This is a genomic window from Muribaculum sp. NM65_B17 (assembly GCF_004793735.1).
GTDB classification, from domain to species: domain Bacteria; phylum Bacteroidota; class Bacteroidia; order Bacteroidales; family Muribaculaceae; genus Muribaculum; species Muribaculum gordoncarteri.
This window is the reverse complement of the sequence record NZ_SRYY01000004.1, coordinates 247,953-273,913: the sequence shown is the minus strand read 5'-3', so window position 1 is coordinate 273,913 and position 25,961 is coordinate 247,953. Positions and strand designations below refer to the sequence as shown.

Below are 25,961 nucleotides of genomic sequence, written 5' to 3'. Positions count from 1 at the left end.
TCTACTTCTCAGGCTGAAGATATATTATCGACATGCCGGGACGAAGTTCGGGAATATCCTCGACCGGACGGGCCTTGATCTGGAATGTACGGCTGTCCCAGTCACCGGTAGCCTTGGTCGAACGCCACACGGCGTAGGTGCCCATGTCACGCACGTAGTAAACCTTAGCCTTTGTCTTCTTATTGTCGAGCGCGGGTATCATGATGTCGATTTCCTTGCCTATGGGAAGATTTTTGAGCATCTCCTCACGCACATTGAACGTAACCCACTTGTCCGACAACTTCAACAGGTTCATCACCGGAGCGCCGAGGGCCACAAGCTCACCTTCGTGAGGATAGATTATATCTATCTGTCCGTTGGCGGGAGCGGTCAGATACTGGTCCTGAAGCAACGCCTCAACCTCCATTATCCCTCCCTTGGCAACATCGACCATGGCCGATGCGCTCTCCTTGTCCTCGCGCTGGGCGCCTTCCTTGGCCATCTGATACTGGCTCCGGGCAGCGTTTTCGCCTGCAACGGCTGCCTTGTAGGCGGCTTCGGCCTCATCGCGTTTCTGAGCCGACACCACATCCTGCTTAAACAGCGATTCCATGCGATTGTAGGTCTTTTCCGCAATATTGCGTGCGGCTATCGCCTGCTGCCACAGGTCATAGGCGCTCTGGATTATCTGCGAGCGTGTACCGGCGTCTATCTTGCGGTTCTGGGCCGATGCGGCATCCTTCAATGCCTCGGCTTGATAGAGCTTGGCTTCGGCGAGCGACGAGTGGATGTGCACCAGCGTGTCACCGGCTTTAACATCCTGACCCTCCTGCACATAAAACTCAAGGACACGGCCCGGGAGCTTGCCCGATATACGCACCGAGGTAGCCTCGGCCTGACCTTCGATTATTTCCGATTTGGGCTTCAGGAATAAGAATCCTATCAAAGCCAATAATGCAACTGCGACGACAACGACTATAAGCGTACCCACAAGAGCGCCCTCTTTCTTCGTCTGCAATTGAGTGGTTGGTTGTTGTTCTACGTTTGCCATATTGAGTTGCTATTTTTCAGTATCGTAATATTGTTGATAATCCATTGTTCCGAGCACCTTCGACAGATACACTCTGCACAGGTTCACATCTATTTCAGCGTCCACGTTCTCGGAGTTGGCCTTCAGCCAAGCGGTCTGGGCCTCCATCACATTGTCGACGGTGAGCATTCCCTCCTTAAAGCCAAGCTCGGCCTGACGAAGATTCTCATTGGCTTTTTCAAGATTGGAGCTCGTCATTGTGTAGGTCTTCATGGCTTCACGGGCCTTGAAAGCGGCCTGGCTCACCTGAAGTTCTATCATCTCCTTGGCATCCTCAAGCTGAAGCTTCATCACATTGACCTCGCTTTTTGCCGCCTTATATTTATTGTAATTCCCGCCCCAGTGCCATATAGGTATAGTCACTACGGCTCCAATGGAGAATGCTCCGTTGAAATTTTTCTTGAATCCGTCGTACATGTTGGGGTTGGAGAATGAATAGGCTCCGATCAAAGCCACATTTGGAAGCATCGACGACAGCGCCACCTTGCTTTGCTGCTCCTTTATCTTAACACCGAGTTCAAGGGCGTGAAGATCCTGACGGCGGGCATATACCTCGCCCATGTCATACATCGTGGCTATAGGCTCAACATCGGGACGCTCCTTGTTCTCGTCCTCGAGGGTCATCACGGTGTTCACCGGAAGTCCGCACAACTGTGCGAGAGCCATGCGCGACAGCACCAGGCCGTTATCCACCTTTACAAGATCGACATTGGCGGCATTGAGCTTCACATCAACCGTCAGCAAGTCGCTCTTGGTGGCCACACCGGCATCCACCATCGCCTTGACATTGCGGTGAAGCGTGTCAAGCAACGCTACATAGCTTGTGGCCAGTTCATACTTCGACTTCAGCGACACCACCTGCCAGTATGCAGCGTCGACGGCATATATGATGTCCTCGGCTCCGCTGTCATGAAGCGAGCGGGCAAGCTCCTCGGCATACTTCGTAATCTTGTTCATGGCCACTATCTTGCCGCCCATATACACAGGCTGCGTCAATGTCACGGCTCCGAAAAACACATTGTGTATGTCGTAAGTCATGGCCTCCTTGGGAAGATAAGCCACCGATGAAGGCACATACTGTCCGTCGGGGCCCTTTATGGGCATTCCCGTTTCAGGATTGGTCACAAGACTGTACTCATACTGCTGGGTGGTCATGTCGAAATTCTTTACGGGGAGAAACTGGTCGGAATCAAAAATCGATATGTCCTTCTGGTTATAGGTATATCCCCCGGCAAAGTCTATCGATGGAAGATAAGCGGCAAAAGCCTCTTTCTTCTGATACCCGGCGGCCTTGATGCGCTCGGCCTGAATGCGCATCTGCTTGTTGTTGGCCACCGCCATTGCACGACATGAGTCAAGCGTCACCACCGATGAACTTGACGGCGGCTCCTGAGCACTTGCCGATAGCGCGGGAAGTGCAATGATTGTGGAGCATAGAATGTATCTAAAAATAGATAGTCGCATAAATATACCCTCGTTTTTTATTTTAAATTCATTTTTAAGGAGAAATCCCGTTGCAAATATAACCTAATTTGTCAGTAAAAAGTTTGTATCAATTTCTCAAAATTCCGCCCATTTTCATTAATAATTGGTCAATTTCTCCGATTGAAACTTCATGTTGCAATATATTATTACCGCATAAGGCATTGTACGGGCTTAACACTCTTTTATTTTCAACTTTTTTACTATTTTTGTATCAAGTGTTATTCTAAATAGTTGCAATATATAGCATAATTAATTCATTTTTATTCATTCACAAGGATATGAACCGATTATACCCGATTCTTATTGCCTTGGCTTCGATGCAGTGCGTCAATGCCAAGGAAGTATTGTCATCGCCCGATGGAAACACAGTAGTGACATTTGACCTTAACGCCACGCAGCAACCCGTCTACTCAATGACCTATAAAGGAGAGGTGATTGTGGCTCCATCGACAATGGGATTTGAGCTTAAGGATGCCGCACCATTGACCACAGGATTCACAGTCGACAAGGTCGACCGCTCGTCAAGCAACACAACCTGGACTCCCGTATGGGGCGAGAACGACAGGATTAGCGACAACTACAACTCGATGACCGTCGACATGACGCAGCACATCGACGGCGAGTCACGCAAAATGAACATAGTGTTCCGTGCCTACAACGACGGCATCGGATTCCGTTACGTATTCCCCGAACAGGCATCGCTGAAGCATTTCACCATTAAGGACGAAAAAACCGATATGGCAATGGGTGGTGACTACACCGCATGGTGGATTCCTGGTGACTACGACACTCAGGAATACGAATATATAAAATCACGCCTTAGCGAAATACGCGCACACTCCGAGGACAATCACATGGGCAACGTGTCGCAGTCGATATTCTCTCCTACCGGCGTGCAGACATCGCTCATGCTCAAGAGCGACTCGGGAACCTACATCAACATCCACGAGGCAGCTCTTGTCGACTATCCCGCAATGCACCTCAACCTCGACGAAGCAACCCTCACGTTCACTTCATGGCTTACTCCTGACCGTAACGGCGACAAGGGTGTAATCAACACTCCGTTCAGCACTCCGTGGCGCGTAATCATGGTGTCGGACAAAGCTACCGAAATACTCGCCTCCAACATCATTTACAACCTCAACGAGCCCTGCGCTCTCGACGACACATCGTGGATAAAGCCCGTAAAATACATGGGAGTGTGGTGGGAGATGATCACCGGCAAGAGCTCGTGGGCCTACTGTAACGCCGAAAACTTCGATCTCGCGACATTTGACTACTCAAAGGCAAATCCCAACGGACATCACGGTGCCAACAACGAGAATGTAAGACGATATATCGATTTCGCCGCCGACAACGGCATGGATCAGCTCCTCATCGAAGGTTGGAACATCGGTTGGGAGGACTGGCTCGGAAAGGAAAAGGACTTCGTGTTTGACTTCGTGACCCCCTACCCCGACTTCGACATAGCCGCCCTTAACGACTACGCCCACTCCAAGGGCATAAAGCTGATGATGCACCATGAAACATCAGGCTCCATACCCAACTACGAGCGTCACCTCGACAAAGCCTACGACCTCATGAACAAGTATGGCTACAACTCGGTGAAGAGCGGATATGTGGGCAATATACTTCCAAAAGGTGAAACCCACTACAGCCAGTCGTCGGTCAACCACTACCTCAACGCCGTGAAGAAAGCCGCCGACAAGCACATCATGGTCAACGCACACGAAGCCGTGCGTCCCACCGGACTTGCCCGCACCTATCCCAACCTAATCGGAAATGAAAGCGCAATGGGCACCGAGTACCGCAACATGTCACCGGGACACGTGACGATTCTGCCGTTCACACGACTTAAAGGCGGTCCTATGGACTTCACTCCCGGTATATTCCGCATGGACATAGGCTCATTTGTTCCCGGCAGCAAGGAGCACAAACGCGCCACCGTGGCCAATCAGCTCGCACTCTATGTCACGATGTACTCTCCGCTACAGATGGCGGCCGACCTTCCCGAGCACTATGCCGAGAAGATGGATGCCTTCCAATTCATAAAGGATGTGCCCGTCGACTGGAGCGAAAGCCGATACATCGACGCCGAGCCCGGCGAATTCATAATCGCCGCACGCAAGGACAAGAACAGCGGCAATTGGTTTGTAGGCGGCGTTACCAACGAGCAGTCGCGCACATTCGACCTTAAACTCGACTTCCTCACTCCCGGAAAGCAGTACAAGGCAACAATATATGCCGATGCTCCCGATGCCGACTGCGTGACCAACCCTGAAGCCTACGTGATAACATCACGCACCGTGACATCAAGCGACATCCTGCCCGTGATGATGGCCTCGGGCGGAGGTTTTGCCATCTCGATCATGGAACTGCAAACAGCAACAATTGCTATAATCCACACATAGGGGCTGCGGCGTAATCAGTTTACGCCGCAGCCCCTGCTGTTACATTCCATCCACCTTGCACTTTACTAAATTTATTTTTATTTTTTTTAGAAATGTGTTAAACCTTTTGAACATGCATCGGTCTAACTAATGTCATGTTTGGCTTAAAAAAGCCGTTTATCCATGCCTAAAAATAACCCTTAATATTTAAATCAATCATTAACAACTACTTACCAATGAAACGAACATGCTTATCGGTTCTGCTTGCTGTATTCATGGCAGGATCAGCGTTTGCTCAATTTGGCAGACAAGTGGACAATGGCCCCAAGAGCCTCAAGGATGCTTACGATGGTTATTTCACCATCGGTGTGGCTGTAAACCAGCGCAACGTATCCGACCCCGCACAAATGGAGCTTATCAAAAAGGAGTTCAACAGCATCACTGCTGAGAACGACATGAAATCGGGTGAATTGCATCCGAAAGAAGGTGTATGGAACTGGGAACGCGCCGACAAGATTGCCGACTTCTGCCGCAAGAACGGAATCAAGCTGCGCGGACACTGCCTCGTATGGCACGCACAGTTCTGCGACTGGATGATGAATGATGAAAAAGGCAACCCCGTGCCCAAGGAAGTGTTCTACGCTCGCCTGCGTGACCACATCCACACAGTGGTTAACCGATATAAGGATGTTGTATATGCATGGGATGTTGTAAACGAAGCAATGTCCGATGCCGGCCGCGGATTCCGAGGTCGTGAACCCAACCCCTACCGCGAGAGCAAGCTCTACAAGCTCTACGGCGACGAGTTCATTGCCAAGGCATTTGAATTTGCCCACGAGGCCGACCCCAACGCCCTTCTTTTCTATAACGACTACAATGCAGCCGTTCCCGCAAAGCGCGACCGCATCTACAACATGGTAAAGAAGATGCAGGCTGCAGGTGTTCCCATCACCGGTATCGGCATGCAGGGCCACTACAACATCTACGGTCCCACACCCGAGGACATCGACTCAGCCCTCACCAAGTATTCGGAACTCGTAAAGCACATCCACATCACCGAGCTTGATGTACGTTGCAACGAGGAGATGGGCGGAAATCTTCAGTTCTCTCGTGGCGAAAACAAAGCCATGGCTCCCTACCTTTCAACTCTTCAGGAGGATCAGTATGCACGCATTTTCCGTGTATTCCGCAAGCACAAAGATGTTATTGACAACGTAACACTCTGGAACCTCTGCGACGGCGACTCTTGGCTGGGTGTAAACAATCATCCCCTTCTCTACGATGAAAACCTCAAGCCCAAGAAAGCTTACTATGCAGTAAAGAACTTCAATCCTGCTCTTGACAACAACGTTCCCAAGGAAGACTTCAAGCCGAGCGAATTGAATCAGCCCGGACAGCAGTATCCCATGGTCAACTCGGAAGGATATGCCCGTTTCCGCATCGACGCTCCCGATGCCAAGTCGGTTATCGTAAGCCTCGGACTCGGTGGACGCGGTGGAACAGTTCTGCATAAGGACAAGGACGGTGTATGGACCGGAACTACCGAAGGCCCCATGGACGAAGGATTCCACTACTACCACTTCACTATCGACGGTGCTACAGTTAACGATCCCGGTGCCAACAACTACTACGGCTCAACCCGTTGGGAGAGCGGTATCGAGATTCCCGCACACGACCGCGACTTCTATGCTGCCAAGAATGTACCTCACGGCAACGTTCAGCAGGTGCTTTTCAACTCTCCCAGCACAGGATTGCAGAAGAGAGCTTTCGTTTACACTCCCGCCGAATACAACAAGAACACCAAGAAGAAATATCCCGTGCTCTATCTGCAGCATGGCTGGGGTGAGGACGAAACAGCATGGTCCAACCAGGGTCACGCCAACCTCATCATGGATAACCTCATTGCCGAAGGCAAGTGCGAGCCGTTTATCATCGTTATGACCTACGGTATGACCAACGAAGCCCGTCACGGAACAATCGGTTCGTTCAATCCCAAGGACTTTGAAACAGTATTGGTTGACGAGTTGATTCCCTACATTGACAGCAACTTCCGCACTATCCCCAACAAGAAAAACCGCGCTATGGCCGGCCTCTCGATGGGTGGTATGGAAACCAAGAACATCACCCTCGCCCGTCCCGAAGTATTTGACTACTACGGACTTTTCAGCGGCGGCACATACTCACCCTCCGACCTCAAGGATGTAAAGCCCCGACTGATATTCACCTCTTGCGGCTCAAAGGAGAATCCCGAAGGCGTCAAGAAGTCAGTTGAGGATCTGAAGGCTGCCGGTTTCAACGCCGTATCTTACGTTTCTGACGGAACAGCTCACGAATTCCTTACATGGCGTCGCAGCCTCAAGGAAATGGCTCCCCTGCTCTTCAAGAAATAAACGAACCCCACCTCCACTTTATAGAATGGGACTGTGTCAACTTTGGCACAGCCCCATTTCTTTATACTATCAGCTCTCCTCCATCGACAGCTCAGCGTCAGCGCAAAAGCAGCGTATCGATTCGGGTAAGCGCAAGGACACTGTTATGCGTCCGCAGCCCGACAGCCTATCAGTGTATAAGGTGCTTCTGAATGTCAACCGTCGTCTTCTTGCCGTTGACGGTTACCGTAACCTTGCAACCGCTGAAAACCGTGAGCCGCTTGAACTGCAGCCTATACACCGCCACACCGGCCACAACATTGCATCTTATGTTCTTGGCACGGTACTCCTTGCCGTTACAGTATAAGACGGCATCGGTTATTTTTGCGTCATCGGGAGCATCGGTATCGGTGAGCATAACATTTGTCGCACCATTGTTGTCGATACCCTGGAACTTAATTTCAGCCGAAGCTGCGAGTGTGCTCATTACGAGCAATGAAAGCATGATTAATTTTTTCATATTGCAAACTGTTTTGTATTTGATGCCACAAAGTTAAGCGTCATCAACAGTTCTCAGCAATAATCGGAGACCGGAAATTGTCCTCAATTCACGACATAAACACTTGATAATCAACAAGAGGACAAAAGCTCGATTCCTCATTTTATAAATCAACGGGTTATGGTCTACATTTTAGACACGAAAAGCAACCTGTCGGGTGCTCCGGAGTCAAGGATACGCTCCTTCAACCGGCTACGCCTGTTATAAAAGTTCTTTATCTTTATGTCAGTGAATATGCACACCGCACGAGGCGAAAATCCGGCATAGAGATAGGTGAGGAATTTTATGTCACCCGCACTGAGCGAAGGTATCTGTTCCCTGACCTTCAATACTATTCCGTCAAGATATGTGTTGACAATATCTTCCAGTTGGGTCACGCTTTTGGAGTCACGTAACGCAAGAATGTGTTTCTCGACTTCATTGTAAAGCGACAGTTTTACTCTATCCGATTCGTTTTTTTCAAAGTATTCGTTACAAAGCATATTGAGTGTATCGAGGCGGCTACCGTAGAGCGCATCTATTTTTGCCTGCAGCTCGCGATTGCGGTCGGAGCGCTCAACGACAAGCAACGACAGCTCCTCAATCTCCTTTCGCTTCCTGACAAACCGTCGGCGCACTACTATACCGACAATCACGCCTGCAACAACGGCCATGCACACGACAATGCCGAGTATTGCCCATGCGTTACGTGAACTGCGCTTTGTGCTGTCAAGCTCCTTCTCGTAGTCATAACGCAACAGGTCTATAGTTCGCTGCAACTGACCGGCCCTGGATGTGGGACAATATATGACACCGCGATCGGTGGTCAGCAACAGCACATCTTCTTCGTGAAAAGCGTTACTAAAGGGAAAGTCAAGCGAAATGTGCCAGCGTGAACTTTTACCCTCAATCTCATCGCCTTGAGCTATCAGCGAAAACGGTTCCAATGGCTCGTTGAGAACACCACCGTTGGTCCACTCCACTTTATAGATCGTGAATGAGGAGTTTGACGATGTTAGGTCAAACAGGATGTTGGTGCGGTCGTTCTCGTTGCATATCCTCCTGAATGTCATTATCAGCTCATCGGCGGTTGTCGTCACACTGTCAAGAAGGGTGTAGGTGACGATATTGGTCGCTCCGGCCGACAATGTCCCGATAACGGCCGACAACGCCGCCGTGACAACCATAACATGACGGATATTTTGCAATATTATATGTCGGCAATCGGGAAACCGCATAATTCCTTGTGAGTGTTATAACAGATCGCTGTCGTAGACGGTGGTGTCGACAATTCCGGCATCGGCAAGTGCCTCACGACGCTCGACGCATGTGCCGCACTTTCCGCAATGGTGTTCCCGTCCCTTATAGCAGGAGTAGGTGGTCGAATAGTCAATGCCAAGCTCCTTACCGCGACGCGCAATGTCGCTCTTTGTGAGTAACGTATAGGGAGCTCTAAGCTCAAGTCGGTCAAATGTGCCTTCGGCAATTGCCTTGCCCATGGCGTCGATAAAACCGGCTCGGCAGTCGGGATATATGGCATGGTCGCCGGCGTGATTGGCAATCATCACCGCTTTCAGGCCTCGGCTCTCGGCAAGTCCGGCGGCCACGGCAAGCATTATGCCGTTGCGAAACGGCACCACCGTCGACTTCATGTTGTCGGCCGTATAGTGCCCTTCGGGAATGGCATCGGCTCCACTTAACAGCGAGCTTTCAAAGTAACGCCCCATGAAAGCGAGGTCGATCTCAATCAGTTCTATACCCGTCAGCTCACAATGCAACCGGGCACACTCGGCTTCGCGCGCGTTGTGGTTGGAGCCGTAACCGAATGTTACGGCAAGAGCTATGTCGTCGGCATAGTCATGCAGCATCGTCACCGAGTCCATGCCTCCAGACAACACCATTACAGCATCTTTTTTCATACTTGTTTCAATCTAAAAATCGTTACGAAACGATGCAAGCATACGTGCCTTCACCATATCTTGATGCTCCTCGTCGCCATAGTTGGCAAAGGGATATATCGATATTCCGCCACGGGGAGTGAAGAGCCCTATCACCTCCAGGTAACGCGGATTCATCAGCGCCACGAGATCCTTCATTATTATATTGATGCAATCCTCATGAAAGTCGCCGTGGTTGCGGAAACTGAACAGATAGAGCTTCAGGCTCTTGCTCTCGACCATCTTTTCGCGCGGAATGTAGTTGATGATTATGCGCGCAAAGTCGGGCTGACCGGTCTTGGGGCACAATGAAGTAAACTCGGGGCAGGTGAATGTCACAAGATACTCATTGTCGGGATGCTTGTTGATGAACGTTTCAAGAACTTCGGGAGCATACTCCGAAGGATATTTCGTAGCCTGATTGCCGAGAAGTGTAACTCCCGGCATCTCATTATCAGTGCGTGACATATTATTTGCCTGCCTTTATATCAATGACTTTCAATCGTTCACCGGCATCCTTGGCCACTGCTCGGTAGTAGTCCTCGGAATATCCGCCATATTCAGGCGATGCACACATTCCCTCGGGAGTGCGCTTGAACACACCCGGCTCGGTTTCGCGCTTGATGTTTCCGTCGATATATTTCACAAGCAGATAATCGCCGAGCTTCTTGAACTCCTTGGTTGAGTGATTGGCCCAAAAATCGGAAAAATTGGACAGCTCCTCGCGCTGACGCACATTGGGCAATGTCATCACCTCGGCCTCAACGACCTTGACAGCCGAAGCAATCGAATCCTCAAGACCGTTCTGCACGCGGCGTATGTCGGGTATCATCTGCGAGTAACGGTTATAGGCCTGATTTGCCACGTAGTTATGCACCCAGAATGCGGCATCCCACGACAGGGTGAGCATGTCGCCGTTGCCATGGGCATAGCAGTAAGGCACTTTGGTGACGCAGCAATATATGGGCACATATACGCAAGTGTTGGCATCGTCCACGCCAAACCACAGCACACCCTTCATTGCATCGGGAACATTGTCACGCAGTTGAGCCACGAATGAGAATCCGGTCTGCTGCGTAGCTATAGCGCGCTCATTGGTGTATTCAACATCGTCGACCTTGAATGTCATCGGACGCCAGCGGTAAGGCACCTTGTAGGGACCCGCGCCCACATCCTTAGTCATGTCAAAGGGAGTGTCCTCAAAATGGTCGCGCATAGCCCACTGCATGTTGCGCACATCGACCACCGAGTCGGGCTTCACCCACAGGGGCATCGGCTCGCCCTCGCCGTTCATTATCCAGGGGAGGTACTTGTCCATGCCCTTGGCGTGCTTGTCGAAGAACGACCACACTCGAGCGTCACATCCGCGCAATGCGCCGAAGTCGGTTATGGCGTAGGCCTTGGAGAAGTCGAAGTCCTCGTCCTTGCCGTCGAAGTAACCCTGACTGCGGGCAAAGTCGATGACATCGGGCGAATATAGAGTTTCCTTGTCCTTCAGTGGGAAGGTGTGTATGCGTGCATGATTGGCGTGTCCCGAAATCATTCCGTCGGGGATGCGGCGTGCAACCCACACTGCACCTTTGCTCTTGCCGCCCTTGCCTATCATCTCCATTATCCAGGCCTCCTTGCCGTCGGCTATCGAGAATGACTCGCCGCTGCTGTAGTAACCGTAGTCACGCACAAGGTCGGTCATCACCTTTATGGCCTCGCGTGCGGTCTTGGCACGCTGAAGCGTTATGTATATGAGCGAACCGTAGTCGACGATTCCGGTAGTGTCGACAAGCTCCTCGCGGCCGCCCCATGTGCTTTCGCTTATGGCAAGGCCGTGCTCGTTCATGTTGCCTATGGTTGCATAGGTGTGAGCCACCTCGGGTATTTCGCCAAGATAACGGCCGGTGTCCCACTCGTAGACCTTGCGCATGGCACCCTTGGGATGATCCTTGGCCGGCTGTGAATACAATTCACCGTATAATGTGTGGGAATCGGCAGCGTAAGTTATCATGACACTGTTGTCGGCTGTCGCGCCTTTGGAGGCGATAAGACTTGTACATGCAAGTGCCGAGCCGATGGCGGCCGCTGCAACCGCCGCTGTTGCTATTACTCTTTTAAGCATAATTCAATTATCGTTTTACATAATCCTCCCTTGCGGGCTATATGCAAAGATAATTCTTTTATGCCTAACAGCCAAACGACAAGCGCCTGCAAAGTGTCAATATTTGATGCCGGCCGAGTCAAGACGGGTGTAGTCGCCGGTATTCAATCCCGCATCACGCAGCAGCACACCATGATTGCGGTCGTTCAGGAACACCCGCTGAGGCAGAGTGTAGCGCGTGTTAACCACCGACAGCGCGGGATTGAACCACGGAGTGCGTATGTCGGCAAGTTCAAGCGCGGTGTGGAAAAACGACGCGCTCGACGACACGTTTTTGTCGCGGTTTTCAAGAGCTCTCGCCAATACATGGGGATAGGCTTCGATGTAACGACTCGACAGCCACACGATAAACGGCACGTGAAGCTGATAATAGGATGGACGCGGCGACGCATGGAGGAATTTGTTGCTGCCGTCGTCAAACAGGTCCTCGCCGTGGTCGGCCGTATAGAGCAACGCCCCGCGATAGCCCGAGCCCTCAATTTCATTCATCAGCATTGTGAGCAAGTCGGCCGTATAGGCTATGGTGTTGTCGTAGGAGTTCAACAGCCTCTGACGCCCTTCGGGGCCTACCTCCTTGATGCGGTCGGGCTTGAAACGCGCATAGTAACGCGGATACCTTTCATTGTATTTGAAGTGCGAGCCGTAGGTGTGCAGCACTATCATCAGTCGTCGTCGGCCCCGTTGCATCTCTTCGGTGACATAGGAGAGCATCTCCATGTCGGGGGTAGAGTCGTCATTTGTTATTTCCTTTACGAATATACAGGTATCGGCCTCACTTCCAAAGAAGTCGATGAAGGAGTGGTTGCGCCTGTGATTGGATATGAACGCGGTGTGAAATCCGGCTTCCTTGAATGCGGTTATCACGCTTTTTACGAAATAGATCGAGTCGCCGAACGACTCCGACGATACGGGCGAAAGGAGCAACGGCACGCTCTTATGCGTGACATTGGACTCGCTCATCGCTTTTCTGAAACCTACAAGGCCATTGGCATCCATGATCCCCGGAGTGGTTTTCCGCTCATATCCGAACAGCTGCCAGTTGTCGGCTCGTGATGTTTCCCCCACAACGAGCACATACACCTCAGGGGCTATGTCGCAGTGCCAGCTTTCGGCGCTGTACTCGAAGTTGCCCGAACTCTTGTCGTAGTTCATCGTGGCCACGGCACGCTGCGTGGCAATCCATGAATTGTAAAGCGCATTGATCGGAAACACCTGATTGTGGGGTACGACAGGCGATCCCGCAAAATATCCCACCCCACACAAAACCGCACCGGTTGAAGCAATCATCAATCCTATGCGTCGGTTGACACAAAGAAATGTTCCCGACACACGCCACTTCTTCACAAGCGCAATGACACCTATAGCAACCAACGGCAGGCTCAACACACACATTAAGCCTATAATCGGCCAGAGCCCGTTAAGCAGCTCACCGGCCTCCGATGAGTTGGTCGTAAACAGATTCATCCACATGTCGACCGAAATCACCGAATTACCGTAAAGATAGAGAAGCACTATCTCAAATGCGGCAAGCAGCAGCACTATGGCAAACCACACGGCACATCGCCCGATCCGGATGGCCGACGACATGATGAGCCAATATAATCCGAAAGGCAACAGCACACTTGCCAATCCCTGAATAAGATCAAGCCCCTCGGTATACCACAATATAAGATTTGGTATGATGGCTATTGCCGGCATACCGAAAAACAGCAGTTTGCTTAATATTGTAGCTGAACGTGTCATAATCGATCCCTCTTTACAGCTCGTTACAATTGTTTTACGAGCCTTTCGATTATGTAACACACAACCCGCCTAAATCGTTCTATGACATCATCAGTAAAGCGTTACCGACAATAGTTTCGAGCCTGTTTTCCCGATTTTTAATTCAATATCACAGCAAAGATGCAAAAATATCGTAACTTTGAGCCAAACTAATCCTACAGCTATGAATCGACGGAATTTCCTGAAAGCGGCCGGGCTCGGACTTGTTGCCGCTTCATCCCCTATATCATTGTCGGCATTTGGCTCTCCGACACGCCACACTGCGCGCAGCGGAAAGCTCAACCTTTCATTCAAGCCTTACGAGCTACAGCTGCGTCACTCTTTCAATCTGGCCAAATCGAGCCGCACCACAACCCCCGATGTGCAGGTGCAGATAGAGTATGACGGGCTTATAGGCTACGGTGAAGCGTCGATGCCTCCCTACCTCGGCGAAAGCATCGAGAGCGTAACCAAGTTCCTCGGGCTGCTCGACCTGTCGCAATTTTCCGACCCGTTCCGAATCGAGGAGATACATGAATACATGGACTCCGTGGCTCCCGACAATCGCGCGGCAAAGGCTTCGGTCGATATAGCTCTGCACGACCTTACGGGCAAAATAATGCAGCAGCCGTGGTATAAGATATGGGGACTCAACCCCGACAAGGCTCCCGACACCTCATTCACTATCGGCATCGACACCGCCGAGGTTGTACGCCAAAAGGTGGATGAAGCCTCGCCCTACAATGTGCTTAAGGTAAAAATGGGACTTGACAACGACCGCGAACTTGTTGATGTGATTCGTTCAAAGACCGACCGTCCGATATGCGTCGACGCAAATCAGGGGTGGGACGACAAGTACCGGGCACTTGAAATGTGCAACTGGCTCGCCGAGCGCAACTGTCTTTTCGTAGAGCAGCCCATGCCTAAGGAGATGATCGATGAAACCGCATGGCTGCGCGAGCGAAGCCCGCTGCCAATCATTGCCGACGAGTTTCTGCAGCGCCTACCCGATGTGGCTCGCGCGGCAGGTGCCTTCGACGGCATAAATATAAAGCTGATGAAGAGCACGGGAATGCACGAAGCCTACAAAATGGTCGTTCTGGCTCGCGCAATGGGAATGAAGGTGATGCTCGGGTGCATGACCGAAACTTCGTGTGGAGTATCGGCGGCCTCACAGCTGGCACCGATGGTCGACTGGGCCGACCTTGACGGCAACCTGCTCATAACCAACGACTGCTTCGACGGAATGAAAATCGTCGACGGTAAAGTCACAATACCCCGTGACCGTCCCGGCATCGGTGTGCTTCCCAAAATGCAAGGATAGCAATCCATCGGCAATATCCGAGATACACAAGCGATTTACAAGGCTCAAAACAAACTTGTAAAATCGCTTGTTTTCATTTAAAAACGTAATTGTTATGGATATTGTGATATATGCCGGCCTGGCCATCGATATAATAGGAGCCATATTGCTGATGATATGGTCGATGAAGTACCGCAATGCATTCAAGTCAGCCGAAAGAATGCCCATGGTGAAGGAGGAGCTTAAAGCTGAGTGGCTGAAGAAGAGGGCAATCGGCTTCGGCATGATAATCGCCGGCACAATCATCACCGTAATCGGCTGCTACATCTAATAATGCGAGGTTATTGGGCAGCGAACGCAGCCCTCCTTTTTATTGCGCGATACCCCATACCCTATACCCGTGCTGCGGACGCCTAACAGCGTCCTTGCGCGGGCCTAACATTATTAAGCGGCTCTGCAGCTTTGCGCTAACGCGGGGATTTGCGGGTGTTGGATTAGCGACGGTGCTTATGGCGGTTGCGGCGGCGCGACCTGTGGGCGATGAGTTTTTCAAGCGTGCTTTTGCCCGGTTGGCCGCTTGGCACCGTTGCCGGGGCAGGAGATGCCGATTCCGGTTGCTTAACCACCTTCACAGGGTCAGACTGCACTGCGGGCTTAGGTTGCATTGCGGGGCTGGGCTGCGCCGAAATGTTGCGGACTATCGAGGGTCTTTGCTCGACCTCTTGGCGGCGGGATTGTGATGCGGCCTTGCGATCGCGGGCGAGGCGGCGAAGCTCACGGGCACGATAGCGGCGGCGTATCGTGGGCATGATGAGCATGAATATGGCGCGGGGAACGCCCTCCGAAACTTCAATTACCGTCAAGTCGCGCTGATAGGCCTCGATTGCGGCGCATATCTCATCGCGGTAATGCTTGGGAAGGCGGTCGACTGCATCCTTCCACTCCTGATCAAACTTTAATCCCCGGCCTCGGCGGACATGTACTTTCGATGTATTTTCCATAGTTACTTTTTTCCTGCAAATATAGTGCGCCGAAACCCCCGATTTCACCCCATAATGTCGCGAAGTGCAATTCCTTGCTTACATGGCGTGAGCTTCACGACATGGCTTGTGTTGTGGCACGAAGACAAAATCCGACCTATAAAAGAGCGTTACGGTAGGGGTATAAAAAAATTATTTGTCTCACGACAAATAATCTCCTTAACCTTAAATCTAATACCATGAAAAACACATTGCAAAGGTAATGCTTTTTATGTTATAAAACATAGTTTTCGGAATAAAAATCGCTATGTTTCACAATTTTTAACAATATAAGTAGAATCCTATTGCCGCATAAGAGAGCAGCAATATACATAAAAGAATGATGCTCAGCTCCTTACGTTGAGCATAGCATTTATAGGCATAATATCCCGACAATATCGCATAAATCGGGAATATCACGGTCATAAGCCATTTTGTGCTATCCTCGTCGGCCGGATCAAGCGATGTCATGACAAACGGCCATGAAAAAAGCGGCAACATCATCACGATTATGACGATTATGAACCACAGCGGCGGACGATTGTAATTGTCGGTACTCATTTCTTCAATTTTTTATTAGCTTCCTTTTCCTCGGCCTGCTCCTTACGGTAAGCCTCAACTGTGGCCTTTATGCCCCGCTCAAGATCAAATTGCGGATTGAAACCGAAATCGGCCACTGCATCCGACACATCGACATTCCAGTTGCGCTGCTTCATAATCCTATACTTGTCGGAGTTGAGCGTCGACGGCTTCATCTTGGCAACGCCATACTTCTCGGCGACTATCGAGGCAATCTTGACGGCCCACAGCGGCAATCTCACGGGAATCACCCACTTCTTGTCAAGCTCACGCGCAACGATGCGGCGGAACTGACTCTGCGTATAGGCTTTAGGCTCGCTTATGAGGTAGGATTTCCCGGTCTTGCCACGCTGCAGCGCGTCAAACACCGCCGCAGCCAGGTCGCTTACATAAATAAATGTAAGCATCTGCTTGCGATAGCCCACACCGAAATCCCAATGACGGTCGATGCTCTTTATCATCATCAGATAGTCGCGCTCGTGAGGGCCGTAAACGCCTGTGGGCCTGAATATAATCCACGGAAAGTCGGGAGTCATGGCCAAGAACGTTTCACTCTTCACCTTCGACAGCCCGTAACGTGTATTGGGATTGGGAATGTCACGTGAAGTATAAGGCGCATATCCCTTTTCATCACCGGGGCCGAGAGCACTGAGGCTGCTCATATAAAGGAACCGTTCAGGCACCTTGTCAATGGCCTTGAGAGTTTCAACCACGCTTTTAAGATACATATAGTTGATACGGTTGAAGTCGAAGTAGTTGGTCACCTTGGTCGCTCCGAGATTATATACAATCCAATCCCACTTTTCACCGGCAGGAAGTGCTTCGGAGAGAGCCTGTTGCATCTGAACCGAATCGTCATAGTCAAGAACAACAAACTGCAACCTCGGATCGTCGAGAAACCTGCGTGAAGTTGATTCACGCACAGCCACCCATGTTTCGTAACCGCGCCTCAAGCTCTCGGCGGCAATAAAACCGCCGATGAAACCTCCGGCACCAATAATCAATACTCGTTTCATAATTGCAAAGATACGAATAAGTTGAGAGCAATGCCAAATTTATTTGAGCATTGCCTAACATGAGCATCTTGGGCGAAGCCATCGATACGAATAAGTTGAGAGCAAAAGTAAAATTATCAGAAAAACAACATTACATAACAGTCATAAGCAAACAAAATCGACACGACTATGTTATGAATATAGAACAATCAGCAATAACCATATTAATATCAACATAAAAACATTTTGTTCTATGAGCTTTTTAACAAATGAAAAACTGACCATTGTCGGAGCTGCCGGAATGATCGGTTCCAACATGGCACAAACAGCGGCAATGATGCGACTCACTCCCAACATATGCCTATACGATCCCTTTGAACCGGCTCTTAAAGGTGTAGCCGAGGAGCTTTACCACTGTGGTTTTGAAGGAATGAACATAACCTACACATCAGACATCAAAGAGGCACTCACCGGAGCATCCTACATCGTATCGTCGGGCGGCGCCGCCCGTAAAGCCGGAATGACCCGCGAGGACCTTCTGAAGGGCAATGCCGAAATCGCAGCACAGTTTGGAAAGGATGTGCGCGCTTATTGTCCCGATGTAAAACACATCGTAGTCATATTCAACCCCGCCGACATAACCGGACTTATCACTCTGTTATACTCGGGACTCAAACCCTCGCAAGTAACCACTCTCGCAGCACTCGACAGCACCCGACTACGCAGTGAATTGTCGAAGTACTTCAAGATTCCCGCCGACGACATAGTAAACGCCCGCACCTACGGCGGTCACGGCGAACAGATGGCAGTGTTTGCCTCCACGACAACCGTCAACGGCAAGCCTCTAACTGAAATCATAGGCACCGAAGCCCTGCCCGAAAAGGAGTGGGAGGAGATGAAGGTGCGTGTGATACAGGGAGGAAAGAACATCATCGATCTTAGAGGAAGGTCGTCGTTCCAAAGCCCGGCCTACCTGTCGATAGAGATGATTGCCGCCGCGATGGGCGGAAAGCCTTTCCGCTGGCCAGCAGGAACCTATGTAAACGACGCCAAGTATCATCATATAATGATGGCCATGGAAACAACCATCAGCAAGGACGGCGTCAAGTGCAAGGAGATTACAGGAACACGCGAAGAGCAGGATGAGATGGAAAAGAGCTACCAGCACTTGTGCAAGCTCCGTGACGAGATAATCGAAATGGGCATTATTCCTCCCATCAAGGACTGGCATAAACTCAACAAATACGTTGACGAATCCACCGACAAATAAAATAATTACATAAGATGCTTCATAACGAGGAGGCCTGCGCAAGTCAAAAGATGCGCAGGCCTCCTTTATTTCATATAGCCCCGTATCACTCTATATCCTGAGAGTGTAGAGTCGCGAGCAATCGAAGCGCGGAAGCGCTACGAGCTGTATGTCGGCGCCTATGTCGTCGGGCGAATCCATTCCGCCGCCCACCTTCAGGCCGATATTCTCCAACGCCGTGCGCGACTCGTTGAGCGCAATCTCGGGAGTGTTGTTGTCGTGACTAAGGTGACACAGGAACACATAGGACAATCTATCGGTATAAATCGACGCGAGATACTCGGCCGTCATGCGGTTGTCAAGATGTCCGTTGACGTTCATTATGCGCGCCTTCAGATACTCGGGATAGGGGCCGAACCTAAGCATATTGAGGTCGTAGTTGCTTTCAATCATCAGGTAGTCGGCCCGGCACATATAGTAGTCGGCGCGTTCCGATATGCATCCGAGATCGGTGGCAAATGCAAACGCCCTGTTGTCGTGCTCGACATAGAATCCGGCATTGTCGCTGCCGTCGTGCATCACTTCAAAGGCTGTGAATGTGAAGTTATCGACAGCAAACGGAATCTCCTTGTAGATATTGACCTGATAGTCCATTATGCGTCGCGACACGCTGTGACGGCGCAATATGCCCGAAAGGGTGCGCGGCGTGCAGTAGAGCCTTATGTGACGATATTTGCGCACGATCGAGTAAGCGTAACGCATGTGGTCGCTGTGGTCGTGGGTTATGCATATACCCTTCACGTGGTTCATGTCGAGGCCATACTCATTAAGTCCGCGCTCGATGCGCTTGCAATCGACCCCTGCATCGATCAGGAATCCAGAACGCGCATCGCCTATGTAGGCGCAGTTGCCGCTGCTTCCGCTGCCGAATGACATGAACACAATCTTGTTGGGTACAGGCTTGACCACTACCGGGCCGAGCGGGTCGCCGTCGACCTTTACTTCAGCCTGGCCACCGGTCAGTCCTGCAAGCCTGGCATGTCGTTCTATATCGGGATGCACCGGCATCGACGACTCAAAGTCGTCAAAAAGGCCTGGCATATCATGTGATGAAAAATTGATGCGTTTCGCCATAGTTATTTGTAGAGCAAGAAAATGGTTGGAATCTTATCATAGTTATATGTGGCCCGGGCCCACTTGGACAGCGGCTGAGTGATTATGCTCTGCCGGGAGCAAGTGATGTCGGATGCGACACAAAGCAACAGCGATTGCGGCAGCGTGCGTGACAGCTCGGCAATCAGCTTGTTGTTGCGGTAGGGAGTTTCGATGAAAATCTGAGTCTGATTCTCCCTCATGATACGACGCTCCATTTCATGCATTTTGGCGGTACGCGCCGACTGGTCGATGGGCAGATAACCGTTGAACGTAAAGCTCTGACCGTTAAAACCGGAACCCATCAACGACAGCAGAATACTTGAAGGGCCTACAAGCGGAACCACACGATAACCTCGACGCTGGGCAATAGCCACCACATCGGCACCCGGGTCGGCAACGGCCGGACATCCGGCTTCGGAAATCACGCCAATGTCGTGCCCCTCCTCGGCAGGACCAAGCAAAGCTGGAATCTGCTCGGGAGCCGTGTGCTGATTCAGCTCGCTGAAATGGAGCGAATCAATGTCAATGGAACGGTCGCATGCCTTCAGGAATCTTCGCGCCGAGCGCACATTCTCGACAATAAAGTAGCTTACGCGGTGAATCACCTCCAGATTGTAGGAGGGAAGCACACGGTCAACGGGCGAATCGCCAAGCGTAACGGGAATAAGATAGATTGTCGGAATGTCCCGGTCCATAATACAAATTGATTTACAATTTGCAAATTTACCTATTAAACTCCATTCCACACACTTAATAATTGCAAAAAAGCGATTATGTCGTAAATTATTACAAATCAGTAGCCATTGTCGCCAAAAAAAGAGCGACGACATCGATGATGCCGTCGCTCCGATATTAGAATTCCAATTTTTACCTTTTCAAGAGCTGATTTTATTCACCCTTCACTTCACCTCCGAGCCAAGTAGAGTAAATGAGCTTGAAGTCGGCCTTTCCGGTCACCTCATAGCGTACAGTGTCGTTGACATTGCCGCTCTGTCCATCATAAGCCGATGAACCGTAGTAGGTCACGTAATCAATCTCGTAAACAATAGGCTGGGTGTAGCCGTCGATCAAGTTGGCCTCGGGATAGAGAGCCTTCAAGGTAGCCGGCATGGTGACATAGAGGAAGTTTTCGCGCATCTTGGGAATAACCACGCTCTGGGTCATGTCGGGCCACATGCTTGAAGCATACTTCTCAACCTGCGATATGTCATGGTTGACATTGCAGTAGTAAGCCGAACATCCCGAGAAGAATTCCGAATTGCCACGGTCGATATAGCCTTCGCCCTCGTTAGCCTTAACCCAGTCTACAGTAGTCTGATAGAAGGTGAGTCCGGGTTCCGACTGACGGACATTGGGAATCGATATGGTGACATTGGGATTGAACATCCAAGAGCCCTTGGTCTTTACATACTGCTCGGTAACAACATCCACATTGGTGTTCATCACCCACTCGCTGCCGTTGTAGGTAAGCTCCTTGCAACGCACTGTAGCGCTCTTGTCGGAGCCGTAGTACTTGTAGGCGACATACTTCACATCGTCGGCCAACGCATAGGGGAACTTGTTTTTCAGGAATACGGGGAGCAATGTTTCAGGGAGTGTTCCCGAGAGGTTGCCATACTTCTGGCCCATTGCAATATAGTCGTCGTTGGTGAGCGTAACTACATTTGAAGCCAAGCTCCAAGCCGAGCCATTGTAAGTGTACAATGAGTTGGCGGGAACTGACTCAACAGGAGTCGGAGCGGGAACATAGGGGTTGTCCTCGGCCATGGGAGCGGTAGCAGTACCGTTAACCGAAGTGATGATGAAATTAAGATAGGTGGGCTCGCCGGTATTTCGGTCGAGATTCACCGACATCATGTAGCCGGTTATCACAGCATCCTCGCCCTTGGTGAACAGAGCCTTGGTAGCTTCGGTGGGCTGATAAGCGCTGCACTTTGTTTCGGCGCCTTCTACTACAAAGTTGGTGTAGTTGCCGGTAGAAATGACATTGGCAGTGAACTTGACATATATGCCCATCTTTCCTTTTCCTTCCTTGTTGGCAGCTACAAACTCATCGCGATAGGTGTTCATTGCAGCTCCGTCAAGCTCGATGGGAGCGGGATAGCCATAGATTTCGCTACCCACGACATTTTCGCTAATTATCGACATCTGCAGGCCGCCGTTGTACTTCGAGCCGGTGCCGTTCAATGCAATCATCTGACCTATCTTATAATTGTCGGCCACGAAGTCGCGTCCAACATACACGAGCAGGCTTCCGGAGTCGTCGCTCAATATGTATCCCTGGGCACATATAGCGGTAACAAAGCCCTGAACATTGTAGGTTTCACCTATCTTGACATCCTTGATGGGAGTGATTACACCGTTCTCAAAGTCGGGCTCAACCTCAGCCTCATTATAGGAAATCAATACGTAGTCGCCTGAAACAGCCTCAGGGAAACGCTGCGACAGCAGTCGAGGCAGATAGCTTGAAGCGGGACGCTCGGGGGTGAAAGCCTTGGCATAGGCAGAGGTACTTCCCCACACTTCCTTGTACTCGTCGTCGGACACAGTAGCCATCTCGGCGGCATCGACCTGAGTGATAAGCTCGGGCACAGCCTGAGATTGCTTGTAGGTGAGATTTATAGCCGAACCGTCGTTAAGAGCGAAGTAAGGGAATAGGATTGAATCCATGTAGGCGGGAAGGTAATCCTTTGCGGGGATTTCATCGGTAAAGTAACCGTTGCTGCCTACTGCCGACAGCTGCTTGCTCAAGCCCTTAGACTTAGCCAACGCCACATTAGCAGGATTAGCTGCTACATTCTTATAATCGTCGGCAGTGAGCGTATAGTCCAAAGTTTCCACGTTAGAGCTTACGGGAGGCACTTCAAAGCCGTCGAGATAATCCTCATTCCAGGAATTTTCCGAACAACCAGCAAGTGCGACTACGGCTCCGCCGATAATCATGCTCTTGAATATATTGTTATATTTCATTGTTGTTTCGCAATTATATATTAGAAATTAATTCTCATACGAACGGTATAGGTGCGGCCGAATGAATAGAATACGCTGTAGGCCTCCTGCCATGTTCCGTTTGAGGTGGTAGGAGTCTGGGCATCCATAATATAGTTATAGTTGAACAAGTTGTAAACATTGCCATAAAGAGTGGCATTTACATTTCCAATCTTGAAACGATAACTTGCATTGAGGTCAAGCTGCTGTCCCCAGGGAATTTGCCAAAGGTCGTTGACATTGATGGCCTTGGTTCCGAGCGAAGAGGGCGAGATGTAGAAGTCGCTGTAGTTGCGGGCATTCATCACCCAGTCGCCGCCGATACGGAATCCCTTGAAAGGGAGGAAAGTCAACGAAAGCGAACCGGTGGTCTGAGCCGACCCCCCCACCTTTACACCCTTCTGGTTGAGGGTCGACTTCAAGTGGTTTTCGGCACCGATACCGTCGGCAAGAGCACCATCGGTAAGATTCTGGATAGGCTGTCCAAGCTGATTGTAGAAGTAACCGTTGGCATTGCTGTCCCAAATCCAGTCACCCCATGAAATCATACCTTCGACATTCAACCATCTTACAGGAATCCAGTTGAAGTTCATCTCTATACCCATGTGACGAGCGTCGACACCGGTCATGTTCATATAGAATGTACCATCGGCGCGAGAGAACTCACCACGACGCGACAATCCGCTGCGGTCCATCCACTTGGTCCAATAAGCATTTACGCTGATAGCAAATGTGCGTGAGTTGTAACCGTAACCGATTTCATAGGACATTACCTTTTCGTTTACGGCATCCTTGTTGATGGCGTTGGAGTTGGTCGAGTTAAGGAATGCACCTCCCGAGAAGAAGGGGGCACGGCTTATGTAACCGAGATTGAAGAATACGTTGTTGAAATCGTCAATGTTATAGTTGGCACCACCCTTTATGGTTCCACCGATGAAGTTGACAGTTTCCGACTTTTCGTTAGCCTTGTCGTAGTAGAACTTGTCGCGACGCCAGTAGCTGGTGTTGTTAAGAGCTCCCGACAATACGAAATTGAATTTACCGTCAAGGATCGTGTACTCACCCTGACCGTAGATACCCTCCTGTACAGTGTAACCGAGATAGTTGCGGTAAACGATGTCACCTATGCCGAGTTTCTCGTATTTCCAGTTGGGATTGGCGGCAGCCGAGTTCAAAAGCGGGTCAACATCCTTACGTGTGCTGTAGTCGATGAAGTATTCACCGCCATATAGGTCGTTAATCTTGTTCTTATGATCGCCGACATAGTAACGGAGGTCGATACCGCCGGTCAAATTCAATTTGTTGCGACCGAGTTCAAGCTCTTTCTTGTAGCTCGATACGAGTCCAAACCACTTGTGCGAGTTGATTGACTCCGACATTACAAGCTTTGAACCGTTGGTACTTGCTGCGTTAAGATCCTGAATAGCACCGTAGTCAAATGTACCGTCGGGGCGACGGAACTTCATGTTGAGCTCACCGTACTGGGCACCGCGCCAATCGGAGTAGGAGTATCCGTCGAGGCCCGAACCCTGACCGCTGTAACCGCCTCCGTTGGCAAGAGAAACGTAAACAGCCGATGAGAGTGAAGAAGTTTCATCGATTTTCCAGATGTGGTTCAATGAAATCTGAGGCTTGTGATAGTAGTTATAGCTCGAGTTGCGCATCTGTCCGTTATTGTCGTAACCGAATGTGGGGTTGTAACGGTACATGCTTTCGCTACCCATATAGCGCTTTGCATAGGTCTGATAGCCGTCAATTGTAAGACCGCCATAGTTGGAGTCACGCTTGTAGTGAGTCTGAGGAGCACCGAAAGCGGTCAATGCCAACTGATGGTTTTCATTTATGCGCTTCGACACGTTCACGAAGTAGTTGTAGCTGTTGAAGGGAGTACCCTGGATGTATCCGTCGCCCCACTTGCGCGAAGCAAGCACGGTTATAGCCCATCCGTTCTTCATAAGACCGGTCGACACCTTCACACCGAAGTTGTTCATTCCGTCGTTACCCATTCCGTACCAAACGCTACCGCCCTTCTCGACATCGATAGTGCGGGTGGTGATGTTGATTGTACCGCCCACCGAGGGAGTCGACACGATAGTGGCACCAAGACCGCGCTGAGTCTGAATATTGGCAGCGACATCACCGAGTCCGGCCCAATTGGACCAATAAACACCACCCCACTCCATGTCGTTGATGGGAATACCGTTGACCATCACAGCGACATTGGGGCTCTTGAAACCACGCATATTGGTCTTAGCGTCACCGAAACCGCCACCGTCACGCGTTGTCCACACACCGGGTGTAGTCTTCAGCACTTCGGGGAGTTCCTGATTACCGAGCTTGACATCGATAGTCTGCGCTCCGAGAGTCGACACAGCCACAGGAGTAAGTCGCGTACGGGCAGCCGACTGAGTTATCACGACATCCTTAAGCATCTGGGCCTCAACCTCCATAGGTATTGTACCCATGTCGGGTTTTGCGACAACCTCAACGGGCTTGTATCCGATGTAAGTGATATTGAGTTTCTTGCCTTGAGGCACGATCAAGGTAAAACGGCCGTCGACATCGGTAGCAGTGGCCGTGGATGTTCCCGGAAGGGTCACTGTAGCACCGATGATAGGCTCGCCCTGCTCATCGACTACTACGCCACTACATTTGATATCATCCGGCGCGGCTATCGCCGCTGCACACATGAGCCAGATAGCACTGGCCAAGAGAAGGAGTCTCTTCATAATAATAATGACTTGGTTTGATTGTTAATTAAACTGTAACTATTTTAACACACAAAGTTACAAATTGTAACCGGCTACTACGCTGACAAACTTCTATGTTATTGAACTGCAAACGATTCAGCAGGCTTGGGTGCTTAAATAATTATTTACAAAGATATTAAATTATATTGAATATCTATTAATAACACTACACCAAAATCACCGTTGAAGATGTTAAAAATTAGACAGGTCGGCAATAATCGC

The 25,961-nt window shown here is 50.5% G+C and carries 20 protein-coding genes; 5 read left to right on the top strand and 15 right to left on the bottom strand.

The window, feature by feature from the left end:
- Position 1: 1 nt before the first annotated feature.
- Entirely contained in the window at positions 2 to 1,030 is a 1,029-nt protein-coding gene (locus tag E5354_RS07900) for an HlyD family secretion protein (protein WP_135947105.1), read from the bottom strand.
- Positions 1,031 to 1,039: 9 nt separating this feature from the next.
- Positions 1,040 to 2,533, bottom strand: a complete 1,494-nt coding sequence (locus E5354_RS07895; RefSeq protein WP_135947103.1) for a TolC family protein — start codon at positions 2,531 to 2,533, stop codon at positions 1,040 to 1,042.
- Between the two features lie 299 nt (positions 2,534 to 2,832).
- Here E5354_RS07895 and E5354_RS07890 point away from each other — a divergent pair, with 299 nt between their 5' ends.
- Positions 2,833 to 4,965 (top strand): glycoside hydrolase family 97 protein, encoded by a 2,133-nt coding sequence (locus E5354_RS07890; protein WP_135947102.1) that lies wholly within the window; start codon positions 2,833 to 2,835, stop codon positions 4,963 to 4,965.
- Between the two features lie 215 nt (positions 4,966 to 5,180).
- Positions 5,181 to 7,334, top strand: coding sequence for a bifunctional endo-1,4-beta-xylanase/feruloyl esterase (gene xyn10D/fae1, locus E5354_RS07885; protein WP_135947100.1), 2,154 nt, complete (start codon positions 5,181 to 5,183; stop codon positions 7,332 to 7,334).
- A gap of 169 nt (positions 7,335 to 7,503) precedes the next feature.
- On the opposite strand, the gene E5354_RS07880 is transcribed toward xyn10D/fae1, so the two are convergent.
- The 6 genes from E5354_RS07880 to E5354_RS07855 form a co-directional block, all read right to left on the bottom strand.
- Positions 7,504 to 7,833, bottom strand: a complete 330-nt coding sequence (locus E5354_RS07880; protein WP_135947098.1) for a hypothetical protein — start codon at positions 7,831 to 7,833, stop codon at positions 7,504 to 7,506.
- 164 nt (positions 7,834 to 7,997) lie between these two features.
- Positions 7,998 to 9,089, bottom strand: coding sequence for a hypothetical protein (locus tag E5354_RS07875; RefSeq protein ID WP_135947096.1), 1,092 nt, complete (start codon positions 9,087 to 9,089; stop codon positions 7,998 to 8,000).
- Positions 9,090 to 9,104: 15 nt separating this feature from the next.
- Entirely contained in the window at positions 9,105 to 9,770 is a 666-nt protein-coding gene (gene queC / locus E5354_RS07870) for a 7-cyano-7-deazaguanine synthase QueC (RefSeq protein WP_135947094.1), read from the bottom strand.
- A 12-nt stretch (positions 9,771 to 9,782) separates the two neighbouring features.
- Positions 9,783 to 10,256, bottom strand: coding sequence for a preQ(1) synthase (queF, locus tag E5354_RS07865; RefSeq protein ID WP_123394920.1), 474 nt, complete (start codon positions 10,254 to 10,256; stop codon positions 9,783 to 9,785).
- A 1-nt stretch (position 10,257) separates the two neighbouring features.
- Positions 10,258 to 11,901 (bottom strand): dipeptidase, encoded by a 1,644-nt coding sequence (locus E5354_RS07860; RefSeq protein WP_123394919.1) that lies wholly within the window; start codon positions 11,899 to 11,901, stop codon positions 10,258 to 10,260.
- A 96-nt stretch (positions 11,902 to 11,997) separates the two neighbouring features.
- The gene (locus tag E5354_RS07855) at positions 11,998 to 13,683 is read right to left on the bottom strand and encodes a phosphoethanolamine transferase (RefSeq protein WP_123394918.1); all 1,686 of its coding nucleotides are present in this window, start codon (positions 13,681 to 13,683) and stop codon (positions 11,998 to 12,000) included.
- Positions 13,684 to 13,885: 202 nt separating this feature from the next.
- On the opposite strand from E5354_RS07855, the gene E5354_RS07850 reads away from it, so the two are divergent.
- Both E5354_RS07850 and E5354_RS07845 read left to right on the top strand, forming a co-directional pair.
- Positions 13,886 to 15,025: a dipeptide epimerase gene (locus E5354_RS07850; RefSeq protein ID WP_123394917.1), complete on the top strand. Its 1,140-nt coding sequence runs from the start codon at positions 13,886 to 13,888 to the stop codon at positions 15,023 to 15,025.
- 94 nt (positions 15,026 to 15,119) lie between these two features.
- The gene (locus E5354_RS07845; RefSeq protein ID WP_123394916.1) at positions 15,120 to 15,335 is read left to right on the top strand and encodes a hypothetical protein; all 216 of its coding nucleotides are present in this window, start codon (positions 15,120 to 15,122) and stop codon (positions 15,333 to 15,335) included.
- A 163-nt stretch (positions 15,336 to 15,498) separates the two neighbouring features.
- Here the strand turns inward: E5354_RS07845 and E5354_RS07840 are convergent, their stop codons facing one another.
- From E5354_RS07840 to E5354_RS07830, 3 genes are all read right to left on the bottom strand, one after another.
- Positions 15,499 to 16,005 (bottom strand): DUF6291 domain-containing protein, encoded by a 507-nt coding sequence (locus E5354_RS07840; protein ID WP_135947092.1) that lies wholly within the window; start codon positions 16,003 to 16,005, stop codon positions 15,499 to 15,501.
- 300 nt (positions 16,006 to 16,305) lie between these two features.
- Positions 16,306 to 16,584: a hypothetical protein gene (locus tag E5354_RS07835; protein WP_123394914.1), complete on the bottom strand. Its 279-nt coding sequence runs from the start codon at positions 16,582 to 16,584 to the stop codon at positions 16,306 to 16,308.
- Positions 16,581 to 17,618 carry an NAD-dependent epimerase/dehydratase family protein gene (locus E5354_RS07830; protein WP_246863769.1) on the bottom strand — a complete coding sequence of 346 codons (1,038 nt, stop codon included), beginning with the start codon at positions 17,616 to 17,618 and terminating at the stop codon, positions 16,581 to 16,583. The genes E5354_RS07835 and E5354_RS07830 overlap by 4 nt, the downstream gene beginning before the upstream one ends.
- 232 nt (positions 17,619 to 17,850) lie before the next feature.
- Here E5354_RS07830 and E5354_RS07825 point away from each other — a divergent pair, with 232 nt between their 5' ends.
- Positions 17,851 to 18,867: a malate dehydrogenase gene (locus tag E5354_RS07825; RefSeq protein WP_123394912.1), complete on the top strand. Its 1,017-nt coding sequence runs from the start codon at positions 17,851 to 17,853 to the stop codon at positions 18,865 to 18,867.
- 90 nt (positions 18,868 to 18,957) lie between these two features.
- Here the strand turns inward: E5354_RS07825 and E5354_RS07820 are convergent, their stop codons facing one another.
- The 4 genes from E5354_RS07820 to E5354_RS07805 form a co-directional block, all read right to left on the bottom strand.
- Positions 18,958 to 19,980, bottom strand: coding sequence for an MBL fold metallo-hydrolase (locus E5354_RS07820; protein ID WP_135947090.1), 1,023 nt, complete (start codon positions 19,978 to 19,980; stop codon positions 18,958 to 18,960).
- A 2-nt stretch (positions 19,981 to 19,982) separates the two neighbouring features.
- On the bottom strand, positions 19,983 to 20,696 hold the full coding sequence (locus E5354_RS07815) for an SAM-dependent methyltransferase (RefSeq protein ID WP_123394910.1): 714 nt from the start codon (positions 20,694 to 20,696) through the stop codon (positions 19,983 to 19,985).
- A 193-nt stretch (positions 20,697 to 20,889) separates the two neighbouring features.
- The gene (locus E5354_RS07810) at positions 20,890 to 22,971 is read right to left on the bottom strand and encodes a hypothetical protein (protein ID WP_135947088.1); all 2,082 of its coding nucleotides are present in this window, start codon (positions 22,969 to 22,971) and stop codon (positions 20,890 to 20,892) included.
- Between the two features lie 20 nt (positions 22,972 to 22,991).
- Complete coding sequence (locus E5354_RS07805) at positions 22,992 to 25,718, bottom strand: TonB-dependent receptor (RefSeq protein ID WP_135947086.1); 2,727 nt, start codon at positions 25,716 to 25,718, stop codon at positions 22,992 to 22,994.
- Positions 25,719 to 25,961: the final 243 nt, after the last annotated feature.